At 45.3% G+C, this 18,739-nt stretch carries 10 protein-coding genes and 1 pseudogene; 3 read left to right on the top strand and 8 right to left on the bottom strand.

Annotation, left to right across the window (positions count from 1 at the left end; translation table 11 throughout):
• Positions 1 to 208 precede the first annotated feature (208 nt).
• The 3 genes and pseudogenes from JGK22_RS09410 to JGK22_RS09400 form a co-directional block, all read right to left on the bottom strand.
• Positions 209 to 3,337, bottom strand: coding sequence for an MFS transporter (locus tag JGK22_RS09410; RefSeq protein WP_293217767.1), 3,129 nt, complete (start codon positions 3,335 to 3,337; stop codon positions 209 to 211).
• A gap of 488 nt (positions 3,338 to 3,825) precedes the next feature.
• A pseudogene (locus JGK22_RS09405) lies at positions 3,826 to 4,728 on the bottom strand (hypothetical protein); the annotation flags it as partial.
• A 255-nt stretch (positions 4,729 to 4,983) separates the two neighbouring features.
• A complete protein-coding gene (locus JGK22_RS09400) occupies positions 4,984 to 5,298 on the bottom strand; it encodes a hypothetical protein (RefSeq protein ID WP_293181117.1) in 315 nt (104 codons plus the stop codon).
• Between the two features lie 86 nt (positions 5,299 to 5,384).
• Here JGK22_RS09400 and proS point away from each other — a divergent pair, with 86 nt between their 5' ends.
• The 3 genes from proS (at position 5,385) to JGK22_RS09385 (ending at position 12,686) form a co-directional block, all read left to right on the top strand.
• The gene (gene proS, locus JGK22_RS09395) at positions 5,385 to 7,190 is read left to right on the top strand and encodes a proline--tRNA ligase (protein ID WP_293232157.1); all 1,806 of its coding nucleotides are present in this window, start codon (positions 5,385 to 5,387) and stop codon (positions 7,188 to 7,190) included.
• Between the two features lie 247 nt (positions 7,191 to 7,437).
• Complete coding sequence (locus JGK22_RS09390; RefSeq protein WP_293217771.1) at positions 7,438 to 10,410, top strand: adenylate/guanylate cyclase domain-containing protein; 2,973 nt, start codon at positions 7,438 to 7,440, stop codon at positions 10,408 to 10,410.
• Positions 10,411 to 10,622: 212 nt separating this feature from the next.
• Entirely contained in the window at positions 10,623 to 12,686 is a 2,064-nt protein-coding gene (locus JGK22_RS09385; RefSeq protein ID WP_293191023.1) for an adenylate/guanylate cyclase domain-containing protein, read from the top strand.
• A 200-nt stretch (positions 12,687 to 12,886) separates the two neighbouring features.
• On the opposite strand, the gene rpmB is transcribed toward JGK22_RS09385, so the two are convergent.
• The 5 genes from rpmB to JGK22_RS09360 all read right to left on the bottom strand — a co-directional run bounded on the left by rpmB (position 12,887) and on the right by JGK22_RS09360 (position 18,700).
• Positions 12,887 to 13,123 (bottom strand): 50S ribosomal protein L28, encoded by a 237-nt coding sequence (gene rpmB, locus JGK22_RS09380; RefSeq protein WP_293150949.1) that lies wholly within the window; start codon positions 13,121 to 13,123, stop codon positions 12,887 to 12,889.
• 277 nt (positions 13,124 to 13,400) lie between these two features.
• Positions 13,401 to 15,389, bottom strand: coding sequence for a molecular chaperone HtpG (gene htpG, locus JGK22_RS09375; RefSeq protein WP_293181104.1), 1,989 nt, complete (start codon positions 15,387 to 15,389; stop codon positions 13,401 to 13,403).
• Between the two features lie 342 nt (positions 15,390 to 15,731).
• Positions 15,732 to 17,084 (bottom strand): two-component system sensor histidine kinase RppB, encoded by a 1,353-nt coding sequence (gene rppB, locus JGK22_RS09370; protein WP_293224674.1) that lies wholly within the window; start codon positions 17,082 to 17,084, stop codon positions 15,732 to 15,734.
• Between the two features lie 269 nt (positions 17,085 to 17,353).
• Positions 17,354 to 18,043, bottom strand: coding sequence for a two-component system response regulator RppA (rppA, locus tag JGK22_RS09365; RefSeq protein WP_293181098.1), 690 nt, complete (start codon positions 18,041 to 18,043; stop codon positions 17,354 to 17,356).
• 171 nt (positions 18,044 to 18,214) lie between these two features.
• Complete coding sequence (locus JGK22_RS09360; protein WP_293217782.1) at positions 18,215 to 18,700, bottom strand: hypothetical protein; 486 nt, start codon at positions 18,698 to 18,700, stop codon at positions 18,215 to 18,217.
• Positions 18,701 to 18,739 lie beyond the last annotated feature (39 nt).

Here is an 18,739-nt window from a genome sequence, read left to right as displayed (position 1 = left end):
TAATTTTTGCGGACTAAAGTCCTCACTACCAACTTTCTACAGTAAGGTTTGTAGTGAGGACTTCAGTCCTTATTAATTTTTGCGGACTAAAGTCCTCACTACGAACCTTTTTTTACGTAGGAACCGAGATAATAGGATTTCAAAGAAAATAGGCTGGAACACAGCCAGCCTAGAATCAGGAGAACTTTAATGGAAACTTGTGGAAATTCTAGCTAAACAAACCCGAAATACCGCCGACTGCTATTGCTCCAGCCAATGCCGAAACCACCACAGAAGTTAGAGCCGTACCGAACAACCACCAAGCAGCAGTTGCGGCGGCTTCCCGCGCATCTTCTGCTTGCTGTTTGGTCTTGTTCTTGATCTCTTTAATCCGTTTTTTGGCTTCAGTTTGCAGGCGTTCGGCGCGCAATATAACGCTGTCCCGGGCTCCTTCCATTTGGTCAACAATTCGGTGAGCGTCTGTCTCGGAAATATCGGAACGAGAACTCAGTAGCGCTACTAAAGTACCGCGATCGAATTCACCCAAACGCTGTTTAATCGCGTCAAATCCGGCCTGCGGATCGTCAAATACTTTGCGGAAGTCCCGCTTGATTCCTTCGTAATTGAGCTCCGGCCGATCGAGCGAATTGAGGTAATCCCGGATTTTTGAGAAAATACCGTCAATTGTTGACTGGAACTTGTCTTGTACCATTTGAATTTGTTCGACAAACTCGTTGCGGACAGATTCAATACGATCGGCAATTTGGTTCGCTTCCTCTTCGGAAATGTCTTCCCGCTGGGACAGCAAGGCTACCAAAGTACCGCGGTCAAAGTGCTTCAGCCGATCGCCCAAACTTTGCATCCCCGCTCCGGGTTCGTTAAACAGCAACTGCAAATCTCGCTTGATACCGTCAGGATTGAGCTCTTCCTTGTCCGTATTCCGCAAGTAATTTTCCAAACTTCCTTGGAAATCCTTGACAGTTTTTTGAGCGCGAGATGCCAAGCGGCGGGGCGATTTCACGATGCTGCGAATCGAATCTTGCACGCGATCGATCGTCCGATTGATTTGTTCTTCGCTCAAATCTTCGCGCTGCGAAAGCAACTTGACCAAGGTTTCGCGATCGACCTGAGACAGTCTTTCCCGCAGCGCCAAGGCACCTTCTTTCGGATTTTCAAACAATTTGGTCAAATCCCGATTGATGCCTTCAGGATCGAGTTCTTCCAGGTTAGTATGGCGCAGGTACTCGCCAATTTGGGCAGTAACTTCCTCGTACTGCTGCTTAGCTTTATCTGCCACAATTTGCGGTGCGTGGATAATGTTGTCGCGCACGGATTCGATTTTGTCGATCGCCCCATTTACCTGTTCTTCGCTGAGATCTTGGCGCTGCGACAGCAGTTGCACCAGAGTATCGCGATCGAATTGAGACAAGCGTTCTCTCAGCGCTTTCAAACCAGCTTGCGGGTCGCTTAACAGCGTTTGAAACTCGCGCTCGATCGCTTCAGGATTGAGTTCTTCCTTATTAGTATTGCGGAGATACTCTTCTACCTTTTGGCGCACTTCTTGCGCTTTCGATTTCGCTTGCTCTTGCAATTCTTGTGCTTTGGAAATTACGCGATCGCGCGAACTTTCGAGCCGCCCGATTAACTGATCCGCTTCCTCGGGGCTAAAATCTTCCCGCTGGCCGAGCAATTGTACCAGAGTATCGCGATCGAAGTGTGACAGGCGATCGCGCAAAGCCTCAAAACCAGCATCGCGATCTTCCAACAGCGCTTGGAAGTCCTTCTCGATACCTTCAGGATTCAATTCTTCCTTGCCAGTCGATCGCAAATAATTCTCAATCCGACTACGCAAATCTTGAGACTGTTCCTCACCAGCAGCACCTTGCACAATTTCCAGAACTTCTTGGCGCACGCTTTCAAGCTGTTCAGAAATTTCCGCAGCCTGTTCCGGACTGAAGCCCTCACGGCGCCTCAGAATGCCTGCAAAATACTCAGGATTTAACATCTCTAACTGGCCCAAAACAGCTCCCGGAGAAGCTTCGGCATCGTAAATAACATCCCTAAATTCCTGCTTGATAGTTTCTCGGTTGAGATGCCAAGGTTGAGCATTTAGCAAGTAATTTTCCACATCAGCCTTCGCTGTATTGAAAGGCAGCGCAGGCACTTTGTCGCCCACCTTAGAAGCCAAAGATTTAGCTTTTTCCTTGCCTTTTTCAGTCAATTGCTGCAACTGACCAGAGATTTTTTCCACATCCAAATCCGACAAATCCGTCCGCGACAAAACAGTGCCGACAAGAGCTTCCACACCCAACAGCATCGCGCGCTTCATGCCGCTGCTGGATTCTGATTTGTTTTCCCGAGTTTCCAGAATTTGAGATAGCTTGGCATTGAGTTCATCAGACTTCAGCAAATCTGGAGCCGCAAACTTGAGAAAATCAACCAACTCTAAATTCGGGTCTTTCTTATCTTGCTGCTTGCCGAAAGTTTGCTTCCAAACACCTTCGAGTTGGTCGGCAACTTGATTGATTTCTTCCTTAGAAAAATCGCTGCGGCTGCTAATTAAATCCACAAAAGTCTGGCGGTTAACATTCTTCAGAACATCGCTTCCCGCCAGAGATTTGATATCAGTATCGCCCAGCAACTTTTCAAATTGACCGCGAATTTCCTTAACATCCAGCTTCGGTAACTGCAAAGAACCGACATAATCTTGGATGGTTTCGCGAATGCTATCCGGGTCTACAGCCGAGCCCAACTCGCGGCGGACAGCAGCCACAGACGCCTCTACAGTGTTTACCATTTGGTCGCTAGCCATCTTGCCGCCGATCGCAGAACCAGCAGTACCCATGACACCTTGAATGCCGGAAAAAGCAGTTTTAATCAAGGAACCAATCATCGAACCGACGGCGCTAGAACCGAGCCATACCAGCGTTAAAAAGTACGCCGACCAAATGACCACACCAATAATTGCCGCTCCATCTACCGAGGCAATTGAAGTTAGTTTGACCGCCAGAAAACAAGCTAAGAATAAAGCTAGGTTAACTGTGACTAAAATCCAACCGCCGACCAAGCCTTCGATCTTGCGAACTTTAGTGCCCAAACTTTCGGACTCATCATCGTCATCGTCGGGTAAAGCCTCGTCCCAGTTGGAGATTTTAGCAGCGATCGAGAAATTTGTTAACAGGAATTGGAAGCCAAAAGCCATGATGACTCCGGCGATTAATGCCACAAAAAACTGAGGGCTCAGAAACATCAGCCCTCCGAGATCGGGGTGGTCAAACGGGACATCTATTTCTATTGGCATTTGACCAATATTGAATTTGGGACTGTACAGCGACATTAATAACTCGCTTTCAAACATAAATTACCTCCTAAAGTTTGATGCCGAATTAGGCATATTGAAATCTGCCCCTAACTTTTAAGTAGGGGATTTGCAACTTTTTAGATGGTGGTTTGTTTCGTCAGGCTTTATCTTAAGGAAGCCTTGATTCGTGCAATCCGGATGAGTAGTAAATCAGTTCTCTAGTTATGTCATCCTTACTGCTGATTATGGCTCTTGAAGCTGAAGAATAAATCCCTCTAAAGTCAGAAATGGTTTTTTTTGTGAGTGATAGCAGCAGAGTTCGCCCAAAAAAGGCAAGTATGTTTGTAGGGGCGAAGCATGACCGCAGTGAATATAAGATTATAACTAATAACTTATATGCGGTCATGCTTCGCCCTCTTCAAAAACCAGATGCACCCGGCAAGTTTGAAGCGGGGGCGATCTATAGTAGTAAGGTACGATGCGGCGCACCCTACATATCGTAGAGTGCGCTCTATAGTTAGGATTCCGTTTGATTTTTCCGGGAGAAAACGAGCTAGTAATTCCGGGCGATCGAGCTGCATAATCAGTCGTATGATTTCAAGAGGTTCAAGTTGAATCAAAGGCTCAATTATTGGGGCTAATTCTTCATCGATTTCGCCAAATCTTACTTGTAATATACTCTCAAGAGTCTCGCGTTTACTTTGCTGAATACCTTGCTGAATACCTTGCTGAATACCTTGCTGAGTTGCTTCTTCAAGCCGTTTTAAATAGAGCGGTGACAGTTCCATAATTAACTCCCGATCTTCTCGATCTATGTCTTGGCGGACTTCTCATATCGTTCGCAAGTTGTACAACAATTCTAACGCGTTCAACCGAAACAAATTATCAGACGGTAATTCTCTCAATTCGGTAATAGCTTGCTTTTGCACGTTTCCCTTCCCCAAAACCCTAAGCCACAGCGTTTCGGGAGTGCGGGGGAGTTGGTGAATAGCAATGATTGCTGCTTTCAGAGACACATTCAAAAAATAAACTCCACTTACCCAATTTTCAGGTTCAGAAGTCGCCCCAAATCCAGCTAGCATCGCATCGGAAACAGTCGGCGACAGTATCCAGAGTTGGGGCAAATCAGCCTCTGCAATCTGGGTATTATCTCTAGTGGCGACTCGTTCATATTCAGCATGGACATCAAAGAGTTTACCCAGACAACTGCGAATTTCTCCGGTTTGCACAGGACTGCGGAATGGTTCAATTACAGCGGGTTTTGCTGCAATTTGACCCAGAATGCCGAGGGCTGTGGGTTCTACATCAGGTTCCGCTTTTGGGGCAAAGAAAACGTCAATCTGCCTCACTTCTCCAGCAATGTCATGGCTGGTTGCGACATTACCGAGAGGGGTTAATAGTTCTTTGAGATATTGTTTTGCGAATTGATCGTGAATGAATCTGGTTATGAGAATTATCAGCTATAAACTGTTTAAAAACCTCACGGGCAACTATCAACTAAGAGAGGGTTCTCACGGGGGCACTGCCCCTACCTGTCAACGGGAGCATCTGTGTTTTGCATTTATAGTGCGAGCGTCCCCGCTCGCGTATTGTACAGTACGCGAGCGGGGACGCTCGCACTATGAATAATAAAAAAATGCTTTTTACAAAACTGAGATGCTCCCCCTGTCAACTATCAACTGTCAACCGTCAACTGTCAACTGTCAACTATCAACCGTCAACTGTTTGCAGCATTTCCCCTCACAGTTGCGCCGGCTGCGAATACAGCCGTACTCCTCAAAACGTTCGCTGTGTTTGCGAACAGTAGGATAGGCTACCAGATGTAAAGGAATTCCGATTAATTTGTACAGCAATCGACCAGCAGCATGAAGAATATCCCAAATTTCGCTTAAGTTAGGTTCTCGCACAAATTCTCCAATTTCATCTTGTAATGCAATCCACTGAGATAGGAGAGTAGGATGGTGACAATTATCAAATGCTGCCATACCTTTTTGATAATTTTTCCAAAGTTTATTCATAGATTTCATCAAATCAGGCTGAGTTCTGATAATATCAGAAGTTAATCTGAGATGACAATTATCCGGTATTTTAAGGAAATCAGCCAATGCGACTCTCTCAAATGCTTTTCGTCACCCTGCGGGAAGACCCCGCAGAAGCAGAAATCCCCAGCCACAAACTATTACTCCGTGCTGGATACATCCGACGCATCGGTAGCGGTATTTACGCTTATCTCCCTTTGATGTGGCGAGTTCTTAAAAAAGTATCCCAAATTGTGCGCGAAGAAATGGACGCTACCGGCGCTCAAGAATGTCTCCTCCCGCAACTGCAACCGGCCGATTTGTGGCGGGAATCCGGCCGCTGGGATACCTACACTCAAGCTGAAGGTATTATGTTTGCTATGAAGGATAGGCAGCAGCGAGAAGTTGGACTGGGCCCGACTCACGAAGAGGTAATTACTACAATTGCTAAGGATATGATTCGTTCTTATCGGCAATTACCCGTACATCTCTATCAAATTCAAACTAAGTTTCGTGATGAAATTCGCCCGCGTTTTGGGTTGATGCGCGGTCGCGAATTTATTATGAAAGATGGCTATTCTTTCCACACGAGTGAAGAAAGTTTGAAGAAAACTTATCAGGATATGGCTCAAGCTTACAGCAATATGCTGCGCCGATCGGGCTTGGAATTCCGAGCGGTAGATGCTGATTCTGGTGCGATTGGCGGCTCTGGTTCTCAAGAGTTTATGGTGCTGGCAGAAGCGGGTGAGGATGAAGTTCTATATACTGAAGATGGTCAGTATGCTGCTAATGTGGAGAAGGCTGTGTCGATGCCTGCTGATGCCCAAGCTTCGCCTTTTGCAAGTTTTGAAAAGCGGGAAACGCCGGGAACTGAAACAATTGCTAAACTTTGCAAGTTTTTGAATTGTTCTCCGACGCAAGTTGTCAAAAATGTGCTTTATCAGGCTGTTTATGATAATGGTATCACAGTCTTGGTGTTGGTAAGCATTCGCGGTGACCAAGATGTGAATCAGGTAAAGTTGCTGAATGAATTGACAAAGTTAGCGGGAAATTATCAAGCTAAAACAATCCTATTTTTGACTGTTCCTGATGCGGAAGCTCAGCGGAAATGGGCGGCTAAATCTTTGCCTCTGGGTTATATGGCTCCGGATGTTGCTGATGATTATATCGCTGGAAGTAAGGAGGTAAATTCTAAGTTTTTGCGTTTGGTCGATCGCACTGCCGTCGATCTAACAAACTTTGTCACTGGTTCTAACGAGTCAGGATACCACGTGGTCGGCGCCAATTGGGGTAAAGAATTTCCTCTGCCAGCAACGGTTGTGGGCGTCAGAACTGCTAAAAAGGGCGATCGGGCGGTGCACAATCCCGAACAAACTTTGCAAACCGCCAGAGGCATCGAAGTCGGCCACATCTTCCAATTAGGCACCAAATACTCGCAAGCCATGGGCGCCACCTACACCAGCGAACAAGGCGAAGAAATGCCCTTTATCATGGGCTGCTACGGCGTCGGCGTGTCGCGGCTGGCTCAATCTGCGGTAGAACAATCCTACGATAAAGACGGAATAATCTGGCCAGTGGCGATCGCGCCGTATCACGCCATCATTAGCATCCCCAATATTTCCGACGCCCAACAAGTAGAAGTCGCCGAAAAACTCTACAATGAACTCAACCAATCCGGAATTGAAACCTTACTAGATGACCGCGACGAACGAGCAGGAGTTAAATTCAAAGATGCAGATTTAATCGGCATTCCCTATCGCATTGTTCCGGGTCGTTCGGTGAAATTAGGGAAAGTTGAAGTTGTGGAAAGAGCAACTCACAAAGCCCATGAAATTCTGATTGAGGAAGTCAATTCTACTTTAAAACAGTGGATTGATGCTGCCATCAAATAAGTTTTTGTAACGGTAATACCAATTTAATGTGAAGTTGCATATATCTCGATCCCCTAAATTCCCCTGGTGGGAGGGGGGACTTTGACCGGAATCTTGTCCCCCCCTTAATTAAGGGGGGTTAGGGGGGATCGGATTCGGGAGTAGCCTCACAAAAAATTGGTATAAGGTGCTTGCTGCACCTACATTGAGGCTAGCAAGGTGCGCGCAGCGCACCCTACATAAACTTATATAAAACTTAAAACTCGACATGAATCTGAACCTAAATCAGTTTCTTCGATTCCCTCAATCCCGAATAGGGCGCTACTTAGCCCAAGTAACTCTCGTGGCGATCGCTTACGCCGTGGGGGCGAGGCTAGCATTTGCAATTCAAGGTGTCAATCCCTTTGCTTCCTCGGTGTGGCCGCCCGCAGGAATTGCACAAGCCGGACTTTTATTGTTTGGCCCAAAAGCCTGGCCTGCGATTGTTTTGGGTATATTTTTCCTCAATTTAGTTAACCCAAGCGAACAGATATTTGCAATTTGGGTGGGAGGCAACGTAGGAGCAGTTTTGCAAGCTGTTTTTGCAGCCACTGTGCTGCGCTGGCTGGGGTTTCGTCCGTCTCTAGAACGTTTGAAAGATGTAGTTAATTTAATTTTATTGGGCGGTTTAGTTTCTACTCAGATTAGTTGCACTATTGGCGCGTTTTCCATATATTTAGCTGGCAAAGTAGATTGGGCAGAATACTGGTCGCTCCGGTGGAATTGGTGGCTGGGAGATGCAATGGGAGTTTTAATTTTAACTCCTTTGATTTTAATATTTTTGCGTCCTAAGGCAACCGCCGATCGCTTAAAAAGACAAACCGAACTCCCTAAAAATTATTTAATTTGGCGGGGAGTATGGTTAATATTATTAATTGGGGTAAGCTGGCTTGTCTTTGAGTCAAAAAATGAAGCTTCTATTTCTCGCTATCCCCTGGAATATTTGCCGTTTCCTTTGATAATTTGGGCGTCGCTCCAATTCGGTCAGCGGGCCGCTGTCTTAGGATCGTTTCTTGTGTCAAGTATCGCAATTTTTGGCAGTTCTCACGGATCTGGGCCATTTATAGCTAAAGCCGAAAATATTAGTCAGGCTATCTTATTTTTACAAGCTTTTATGGCGGTAGTTACGATTACTTCGTTGTTATTAGCCGCGACGGTAGCCGAACGCGCGGAGGCAGAAAAATCTCTGCGAGTAAGCGAAATTAAATATCGAGAATTGGTGGAAAATGCTAACAGTATTATTGTCAAACTATCTCCCGACGGCACGATTACTTTTTTTAATGAGTTTGCAGAAATATTCTTTGGCTACAATCAGGAAGAAATCCTGGGGAAAAGTGCTGTGGGAACAATCATTCCCATGAGCGACATCGAAGGGAATAACTTAGAGTTGGTTTACAATCAGATTTTACAAAATCCCGATCGCTTTACTAGCTATGAAAATGAAAATATTCGGCGTAACGGATCTCGCGTTTGGGTGTCTTGGGCAAATAAGCCGCTGGTTGATGCAGCAGGAGAACTTTTGGGCATCCTCTGCATCGGGACAGATATCACCGATCGCCGAAAAGCTGAAATAGAGCTGCTTCATCTGAACGAAAAGCTGGAAATCCGAGTTGCAGAGCGGACAAATGCCCTGAAACAAAGCGAACTTCAGCTACAGAAACAGAAATCGGCATTAATTGATTTAGCCAAAAATAAAGCGCTGAATCAAGGCGACTTAACCAAAGCGCTTCAAGAAATCACTGAAACTGCTAGCCGTACTCTGGAAGTTGCGCGATCGAGTATCTGGTTGTACGATCGCCCTAAATCCAAGATGGAGTGCCTGGATTTGTTCGATCGCGCCCTCAACCAGCACTCAGAGGGTATGGAATTAGCAGAAGCAGACTATCCTGTCTATTTTCAAGCACTCCGAGAAGAGCGCGCAATTGCTGCCTTTGACGCCCAAAAAGATTTTAGAACTAGAGAATTTGTGGAAGCTTACCTAATTCCGTTAGGCATCACTTCCATGCTAGATACGCCGATTCAGATAGGCGGAGAAACAGCAGGAGTCCTCTGTTTAGAACACGTAGGAATGCCGCGTTATTGGACTATCGAAGAACAAAGTTTCGCTGTTTCTCTAACAGACTCTGTAACTTTTGCAGTGGAAGCGCGAGAACGCCAGCGCGCTGAAGCAGCCCTGCGACAAGCTGAGGCAAAATACCGCAGCATATTTGAAAATGCGATCGTCGGCATCTTTCAAACTACTCCAGATGGAGAATATCTTAGCGTCAACCCAGCTTTAATTCGCATTTATGGTTACAGTTCCTGTGAGGAAATGCTGGAAAAGTTAACTGATATCAACCGCCAGCTATATGTAGACCCGGAACGCCGCGCCGAAGTCATCCACTTAATGCGAACAAACGGCAAAGTATCGGATTTTGAATCTCAAGTTTACCGCCAAGATGGCAGTATAATTTGGATTTCCGAAAATGCTTATACTGTCTGCGACATACATGGAAATTTGCTTTATTACGAAGGTACTGTCGAAGATATCACAACTCGCAAAGAAGCTGAGGCAGCTTTGCGTTTAGAACAAGAAAAATCTGATCGTCTCCTGCTGAACATTTTACCGAAACCGATCGCCGAAAGACTCAAACAAGACCAAAGCATCATCGCCGATACTTTTGCCGAAGTCACAGTATTGTTTGCAGATATAGTCGGTTTTACTCAAATTAGCTCCCAAATTTCTCCGCCGGAATTAGTTTCCTTGCTTAACGAGATTTTTTCGACATTCGATCGCCTAGCCCAAAAGCACGGATTGGAAAAAATCAAAACCATTGGTGACGCTTATATGGTAGTTGGAGGGCTGCCGATGCCCCGCAGCGATCACGCAGAGGCGATCGCCCAAATGGCCCTGGATATGCAGCAGGCAATTATTGACTTCAGCAATACCAACAATCAAGATTTCAGCATCAGAATCGGCATCAACAGCGGCCCGGTTGTCGCCGGAGTCATCGGCATCAAAAAATTTATCTACGATTTGTGGGGAGACACAGTTAACACCGCTTCCCGTATGGAATCTCACGGCTTACCCGGTCAAATTCAAGTTACATCTGCAACTTACGAGCGATTGCAGGACAAGTATTTATTAGAAAGTCGCGGCACCATTGAAGTCAAAGGCAAAGGCGAGATGAACACTTATTTTCTCACAGGAATCAAGTTATAAAATAAGGAAGATGAAAGAGGCAAAAAGGAAGAAGTAATAGTAGTTGTAGGGTGTGTCGCTAGTGAAAAAACCTCAATTTAAATCAATTTTTTGAGTAGCAACGCACCTGTGCTTAGCCCGTACAAACAAAGCCAACAATTCTATTTAAATAATTAAAAATTCCCTAATAGTTTTGACGGTTGGTATAGTTAGTTAAAAATATAAAAGTCACTATGAACCAAAACAAAAATCAATTTATGCGATTTATTCAATCTATAAATTGGCAATATTTAGGAAAAATAGCTGTCATTGCCTTTGCTTACGCTTTAGGAGCTAAAATAGCATCTTCAATCCCCGGCGTGAATAAATTAGCTACCTGCGTCTGGCCGCCCGCAGGAATTGCCCAAGCAGCAGTTTTATTATTTGGTCGGCGCCTTTGGCCGGGAATAGCTTTAGGCGTATTTTTTTACGAGACTCTCAACCTCAAAATATCCTTAATAAATGCAACAATTAGTGCTTTTTGCGGTTGTTTGCAAGCTTTATGTGCATTTACTTTGCTGCAACAGTTCAAGTTTCGCCCCTCACTGGATCGACTAATTGATGTAGTCAGTTTAATCTTTTGCGGTGCTGTAGTTGCCACTCAAATCAACTGCACTCTCGGCACGCTGCGGCTGTGTTTGACTGGTCTTATTGACTGGAGCGAATATTGGGAAATTCGGTGGAATTGGTATCTTGGAGACACCTTAGGAGTTTTGATTTTTACTCCGATGCTGCTAATCTTTTACCAAAAGATAGCGACACGCAATCAACAAAAAATTAAGATTAAAACACTTGTAAATATAATTTTATGCGCCATATGTTTGCTACTATTAATAATAGTCAGTTGGCTAGTATACACATCAAAAACTGATAGCAATCTATCCGGCTATCCCCTAGAATACTTGCCATTTCCGTTGGTGATTTGGGCAACCATTCAATTCGGTCAGCGCGGAGCTGTTTTAGCATATTTTATTGTATCCAGTATTGCCATTTGGGGAGGTTCTCAGGGATCTGGCCCGTTTATTACCAAAGCCATAAATATTAATCAAGCAATCTTATTTTTGCAGGCTTTCATGAGCGTAATTGTAATTACTTCGCTGCTGTTAGCTGCCACAGTAGCAGAACGCGCATCAGCAGAGGATTTGCTGCGGCAAAGCGAAGTTAAGTATCGGGAATTGGTCGAAAATGCTAACAGCATTATTTTAAAACTAGATACAGAAGGTAATATTACTTTTTTTAACGAGTTTGCACAGAATTTTTTTGGTTACAGAGAAGAAGAAATACTGGGAAAACACGCAGTTGGCACAATTCTACCCCAGACAGATACAGGGGGAAACGACCTGGCCGTGTTATTGAGCAATATTTTAAATAACCCGGAACAGTATACAACAAATGAAAATGAAAGTATGCGGCGCAGTGGATCTCGCGTTTGCGTATCCTGGGCAAATAAACCGCTGTTTGATGCGGCCGGAAAGTTCGCGGGGCTGCTGGCAATCGGTACGGATGTCACAGACCGCAGGCGGGCTGAAATTGCGCTTTGCAAGCTGAATGAAGAGTTAGAATCTAGAGTTGAAGAACGAACTAATGCTCTCAATGAAACTTTAAATGCACTGCGAGTTCAACAAGCACAGTCAGAACGGTTGTTGTTGAATATTTTGCCTGAAGAAATAGCAAATCGGTTGAAGCGGGGAGATAGCACGATCGCAGATACTTTTGCTGATGTTACTGTATTATTTGCGGACATCGTAGGTTTTACTCAATTGAGTGCGCGAGTTTCTCCAACAGAATTAGTTGCGTTGCTGAATGATATTTTTTCGACTTTTGACAACTTAGCAGAAAGGCACGGTTTGGAAAAAATTAAGACGATTGGCGATGCTTACATGGTAGTGGGAGGGCTGCCAATTACTCGCCCAGATCACGCAGAGGCGATCGCAGAAATGGCCCTGGATATGCAGCAGGCAATTATTGAATTCAGCAATACCCACAATCAAGATTTTAGTATCAGAATCGGGATCAATACCGGCCCGGTTGTCGCTGGAGTCATCGGTATTAAAAAATTTATTTACGATTTGTGGGGAGACACCGTTAACACAGCTTCCCGCATGGAATCTCACGGTTCGCCTGGGTGCATTCAGGTGACAGTGGCAACTTATCAGCAATTGCGAGAAAAGTATTTTTTTGAAAGCCGCGGTGCGATCGAAGTTAAAGGTAAGGGGAGGATGACTACTTATTTACTGAAATGCCGAAAATTCCTCTAATCCAGGTTTTTCTCTAAAAGTTAAAATTTCCTGGACGCATCAATGCCCAAGAAACCGGGTTTTTTATCTAAATTTAAGGTTATGATGCAGTGTTTATCTAAAAAAACCCGGTTTCTGCCTCAACTTTTTCAGTATATAAAAGTAAGGGCGATCGCACTTTTAATGTATACGATCGCCCTTTGCTCAACTAACAAGATTATTTAAAGCTTGTAAAGATTAATTCCAGCTTCCTTAGCCATAATTTCCAAACCCTTGTGCTCCAAGGTTTTAATCGCCTTCGTAGAAAGGTGTAACTTGACCCAACGCTTCTCCTGCGGCCACCAAATCCGCTTCCACTGCAAATTAGCGCCTTGCAACTTGTGAGTGCGGTGGTGCGAGTGAGAAACCGCAAAACCGTTGTTCGCCTTCTTGCCCGTTAGCTGACATTTCCGTGACATATTGCCCTCCAGACTACTTTTTTTTGATGCAGCCTTTTATTATATATCAACTGCGTAGAACCCCCCTAGCCCCCCTTGTTAAGGGGGGGACAAGAAAACCTCCGATCGCTCTCTCAGCAAGGGAAATCAACTTTTGCTTCCGCAGTTGGCTTGCGCTTGGGCTAAGGTATGTTGTTGGGCTTTAGCCCTCTTTCCTAATCTTATAAAGAGGGCTGAAGCCCAACAACGTACCTAGTTTGTATAAAACCACTCCCCCTTAGCAAGGGAGGGGGGTTAATTACATTGCACGTTCAGTCAATTTTGTCAAGACGTGGTTCGATCGCTCGACAAACTCCTGCATCCCTTCAGCATCGAAACCCTTCTGGGCCATCAAAGCCAAGTCATAAACGTGGTGACAAATCATGCTGGCCAACTGCGCCGAGGGAGACTCGCCGCCGCCTTGAATAATCGCACCCTGACTCAAATTAGCCAGATTTTGAATCAGCGGGTGAGACGTATTCACCAGCAAAACGTGTTCATCGGGGAATTGCGCTGCTTGCTGCTGCAAAAGCGCCGTCATATCGCGCATCCGGCGCAAAGCTTCTGGTAACAGGACGATCGCAGGTGGCGCCGCCTCAGCAGAGTCAGACTTCAAAGCTTCTGTGCGGATGTTTACTTTTGGCTTGTTGAGAGCATTTTGGAACAGTTCTTTAACTTGTTCGCTGCGAGTTTTATTAGTCGCCGGATCGACAATTTCGGCTTCTTTTTCTTTGTCAATTAGTGTGTCGTCGATGTCGGAATCCACCCGCGAGAATTTAACATCTGAGTATTCGCGTTCCAAGAAACTGATAAAGTGCGTGTCAATGAAAGAATCCATAAACAGCACTTCTAAACCTTGGCTTTTGTGCAGGGCGACGTAAGTTGCTTGTGACGCAGGTTCTGTGCAGTAAAATACGCGGTTTTCGTGGCGTTTTTGATTGCGTTCCAAATACTCTTTCAGCGTCGTGTAAGGTTGCGTCGAAGTAGAACTGTCCGATTTTGGAGTAACATCTTGCCACAAATCTCCGTCCTCAGTTTGCACCTGCACTTCTGGCGTTGCAATTTCTGGTTTTTCTGCTGTTGGTTCGTAGGTGCTGCGGTAGATTAAGATATCTTCGACTTGTTTTTTGAACTTATCATCGTTGAGAGATCCAAACTTGACAAAAGTGCCGATATCTTGCCAGCAACGGATGTATTCATCGCGGTCGTCGCGGTAAAGTTCTTTTAGGCGATCGCCCACTTTCTTCGCAATATAATCAGCGATTCTTCTGACTGTGCGATTGCTTTGCAAAGAACTGCGAGAAACGTTCAGCGGAATATCGGTACTGTCAATGACTCCCCGCAGCGGCATCAAGAATTTTGGAATAATTTCTTCGCAGTGATCGCTGACAAAAACTTGGTTGCAAAATAGCTTGATATTACCTTGGGTAACATCGACATCCGGCCGCAATTTGGGAAAGAAAAGAATGCCGTTGACAATGAAAGGATAATCTGTGTTCAGGTGTACCCAAAGTAGCGGCTCGTCTTGAAACGGATAAAGATAGCGGTACAATTCTAAGTAATCTTCTTTCTGCAAATTGCTGGCTGCTTCCCGCCAAATTGCCTTATGCTTGTTGAGTTCCTCTCCCTCAAATTTGATCGGAACTGGCATGAAATCGCAGTAAGTTTTGATTAGCTGCTTAATGCGAGTGGCTTCTACATATTCTAGTTCTTCGTCTTGGAGAGTGAGAGTAATCGTAGTGCCGCGTTCGGTGCGGGCGGATTCTGATAGTTCAAAAGCGGGTGAACCATCGCAATACCAATGTACTGCTTGTGCGCCTTCTTGGTAAGAAAGGGTGTCTATGTCTACTTTCTGAGCGACCATGAAAGAAGAGTAGAAACCGAGTCCAAAGTGGCCGATAATTGCGTCGTCGCCACTGCCTTGATATTTTTGAATAAATTCTTCGGCGCTGGAGAAGGCGACTTGATTGATGTATTTTTTTACTTCGTCGGCTGTCATCCCGATGCCGTTGTCGGTAATTGAGAGTGTTTTGTTTTCTTTGTCGATCGCAATATTGATTTGTGGTTCGCCAATGTCGCCGCTGTATTCGCCGGAACGGGAAACCATTTTGAGTTTGGCTATGGCATCGACGGCGTTAGAAATTAGTTCCCGCAAGAAGACTTCGTGGTCGGTGTATAGCGATTTCTTGATAATCGGGAAAATATTCTCGGTATGGATTGAGATTGTTCCCTGTTCTAAAACTGTCATAGATTTTCTCTCTGCTGACTGATGATTAATCACTATTTATTGATTTTGGGCGATCGCGCTACATATTGCCGAAGGGATTACCACAAAAAGATGATTCGGTTTTCCTCACATCTTGCACAATTCTCAATAAGCCTTTCACGGGCGGGCAGGATGCCCAACCCCTACTCCCCACAACAAGATTTAGTTTTTGTGGAACAGGCATCTTGCCTGTTCTTGAAAATGGTGCAAACTATCATCGGCGGGCAGGATGCCCACCCCACAACAAGATTTAGTCTTTGTGGAACAGGCATCTTGCCTGTTCTTGAAAATGGTGCAAGATGTCAGTTTTCCCCACATCATAGCTCACAAAGGCAACCGCAGGACAAAGGTGCTGCCACAGCCCAATTCGCTACGCGCGCTGAGGCTGCCGCGGTGTGCGCGGGCGATCGCGCGGGCGATCGCCAATCCGAGTCCCGATCCGCCGGTATGGCGCGATCGAGATTTGTTGACTCGGTAAAAGCGATCGAATATCCGCCCTAAATCTGCCGCCGCTATCCCAATCCCGGTATCTTGCACCTGAATTATCGCCTCTTGGTGAGTGCAATCTAAGATTACTGTGACTTTTCCGCCAGGGGGAGTGTATTGAATGGCGTTGACAATTAAGTTAGTAACCAGACGGTAAAGTCGATCGGCATCTCCGACAACATTCAATGGATGCTGTACGCGGATTTCGGATGTTAGCGCTACCTGGGAGGATCTCGCCAAAGCAGCCAATTCCTCGACTAAATCGCCCACCAAGTCGTTTAAACAACAAAGCTGAGGGCGATCCTCTTCGAGGGCTTCGCTAACGGATTTCACCTGAGAGTCCATCCGCGCCAACAGCAACAAATCAGTGACTAACTGAGTCAATCGTCGGTTTTGGCGATCGACAGTCTGCAAAATTTCCCGTGCTTCTTTCTCATCCAATTGTGGCATCAACAGCGCCGATTCTACAGTGGCTTGAGATGCCGCTAAAGGCGTTCGCAATTCGTGGGCAGCATCCGCCGTAAACTGTTGGATTTGTCGGTAAGAAGAATAAATCGGTTTCATTGCCAATCCTGCCAGCCACCAACTAGAAAAAACCACCAAAATTAACGCTGTCGGCAATCCTAACTTCAAAATTAATCTCACTGTACTGAGATAACTGTTGAAGTCTTGCAAGCTCCGTCCTACTTGAAAGTATCCCCAATCTTCCAGGGTGTTTGTGTGCAGTGATACAGAAATTTGGTGATAAATATTCCCTTTGCTGTCAGCGATTGTTTGCCAGTGTTGGGAGTTAAATGTCGGCGGCAATGTTTCGGGATAAGCGCCTGCTGTAGCAATCAATTTCCCAGAAGAGTCAAATAAACGAATATAGTAATAGCTTTGGTTGATAGCGCTTAAAATATGGCGATCGGCTAACTGTTCTTTAACGCCGTTAACTCCAATTACGCGGAGGTTTGGCAAAAGTTCATTGACGATTGGTTCTAGGCGTCCGGGTTGCTGTAGCTTGATTTCGAGGCTATCGTGGAGTGTCCCCGCTACCGATTCTAGTTCGCGATCGATCGCAATCCAGTGCGCGTGGGCGATCGCCTTATATACACCAAATCCCAACAAGCTTAAAATCAAACCCATGACTGCGGCGTAGGAAATCGCTAATTGCGATCGAGTGCGGTTAAATAGTTTATTTTGATTCACAATTCATGATTGGGTAATTGGTAATTGGTAATTGGTAATTGATTGGGATGATATTTTTTTATTTACCGCAGAGAACGCAGAGGACGCAGAGAAGGAGAAAAGAGAGAATTAGTAGAAGGGAGGAAAATAAATAGTCTTTTCTGAGTCCGCAAAGGCGGACTTTGTTTGTGTAAATGCGATTTCAACTTTTCTTAGTCCGCGGAGGCGGACATTGTTTGTGTAGACGCGGTTTCAACCGCCGAGTCTAAAAGTAATTTTGAAGGCAGAATTCAACTTTTCATCCGATATCCGACGCCGTGGACAGTTTCAATTAAGTTCGCACAGCCAACGGATTCGAGTTTGCGCCGCAGCAAGCGCACTTGAGCGGCTACTACATTGCTAAAAGTATCTGCGCTGGCTTCCCATATCTGATTCCGAATTTGGTCAGTCGTGACAATTTGGTTCGGATGTTTCATCAAATATTCTAACAATTGAAATTCTTTGTTAGTCAGCGAAATTGTTTGGTTGGTGCCGTTTTGATTGAGATAAAAAGCTGTGCGATTCCCGCAATCTAAGGCGAGATTTCCGATTTGTATCTGTTGGGGCTGTATTTGGGGCGATCGCCTTTGCAGCGCCCGCAACCTTGCTAACAGTTCCGCCATCCCGAAGGGCTTGACTAAATAATCGTCAGCCCCCGCATCCAATCCCGCCACTTTATCTTCCATCCTGTCTTTGGCTGTCAGCATCAAAACTGGCAAAAAACTATGTTTGGCGCGCAATCTTCGCAGCAATTCTATTCCCGACAATCCCGGAAGCAACCAGTCAAAGATGGCTAGGGTGTATTCCGTCCACTGACTATCTAGATATTCCCAAGCTTCATTCCCATCCTGGGCCCAGTCAACTATGTATTTTTCTTGCTTCAAAGTGCGATCGATCGCCTTTCCTAAATCTGGCTCATCTTCAACTAGCAAAATTCTCATAAAAAGTAACCTTATGTCGCGCTAGGTACGTAGTTGCGCTTTAGCGCTAAAGCGCAACTACGTACCTTTTGAAAAGTACCAATTGCGTTAGGATATAATTAATTCTTCAACTCTAAATTAACAAAACCCCGGTCGATCCGACCGGGTTTTTACAACTAAATTCAACTCAAACTATTGAGTGAATGTAAAACGACCGTCCACTTTTTCTCCCTTAATATCCGCATTCACCTTCACAGGATACTGACCTGGATCTTTGCCGGGAAATACAACAGCGTAATGTTTGCCTTCAGGATCGTATTTGAGAGCTAGGGTTTGTTGCTTTCCACTCGGCAACTGCACTTGTGCTGACACTTTTGCGTCAGGAACCGGTTCCTTTTTATCGCCTTTTTGCAGGTACAAATCTAAGTGAGTTCCAGTAGCTTCTTTGACAGGTACAAACTCTAAATGGTAAGCTCCAGCATTGACAACTTGACCGCCTTTAGCTCCTTTTGCAGCAGCAGGATCAGCGGCGGGAGCAGAAGACGCAGGTTTTGAAGCAGCAGGAGGGGGTGTTGGAGTGATTTTTGTATCACTTGCTTCGTCGCCTTTACCGCAAGCTCCCAAAAACAGCAGTCCGATACTGCTGAGAATAATTAAACTTGATTTGATCGTTTTCATGTGCTTGAATTTTTGCGGACAATTATTCGTAAATTATGG

The sequence above is a fragment of the Microcoleus sp. PH2017_08_TRC_O_A genome (assembly GCF_020738665.1).
Lineage (GTDB): Bacteria > Cyanobacteriota > Cyanobacteriia > Cyanobacteriales > Microcoleaceae > Microcoleus.
The sequence above is the reverse complement of the archived record's forward strand: the minus strand, read 5'-3'. Positions and strand labels throughout refer to the sequence as shown.

Coding starts and splice junctions, on each gene's coding strand:
- proS (WP_293232157.1), top strand. CDS start 5,385: ATGCGACTCTCTCAAATGCTTTTCGTCACCCTGCGGGAAGACCCCGCA.
- JGK22_RS09390 (WP_293217771.1), top strand. CDS start 7,438: ATGAATCTGAACCTAAATCAGTTTCTTCGATTCCCTCAATCCCGAATA.
- JGK22_RS09360 (WP_293217782.1), bottom strand. CDS start 18,700: ATGAAAACGATCAAATCAAGTTTAATTATTCTCAGCAGTATCGGACTG.
- JGK22_RS09410 (WP_293217767.1), bottom strand. CDS start 3,337: ATGTTTGAAAGCGAGTTATTAATGTCGCTGTACAGTCCCAAATTCAAT.
- JGK22_RS09400 (WP_293181117.1), bottom strand. CDS start 5,298: ATGAATAAACTTTGGAAAAATTATCAAAAAGGTATGGCAGCATTTGAT.
- rpmB (WP_293150949.1), bottom strand. CDS start 13,123: ATGTCACGGAAATGTCAGCTAACGGGCAAGAAGGCGAACAACGGTTTT.
- JGK22_RS09385 (WP_293191023.1), top strand. CDS start 10,623: ATGAACCAAAACAAAAATCAATTTATGCGATTTATTCAATCTATAAAT.
- htpG (WP_293181104.1), bottom strand. CDS start 15,389: ATGACAGTTTTAGAACAGGGAACAATCTCAATCCATACCGAGAATATT.
- rppA (WP_293181098.1), bottom strand. CDS start 18,043: ATGAGAATTTTGCTAGTTGAAGATGAGCCAGATTTAGGAAAGGCGATC.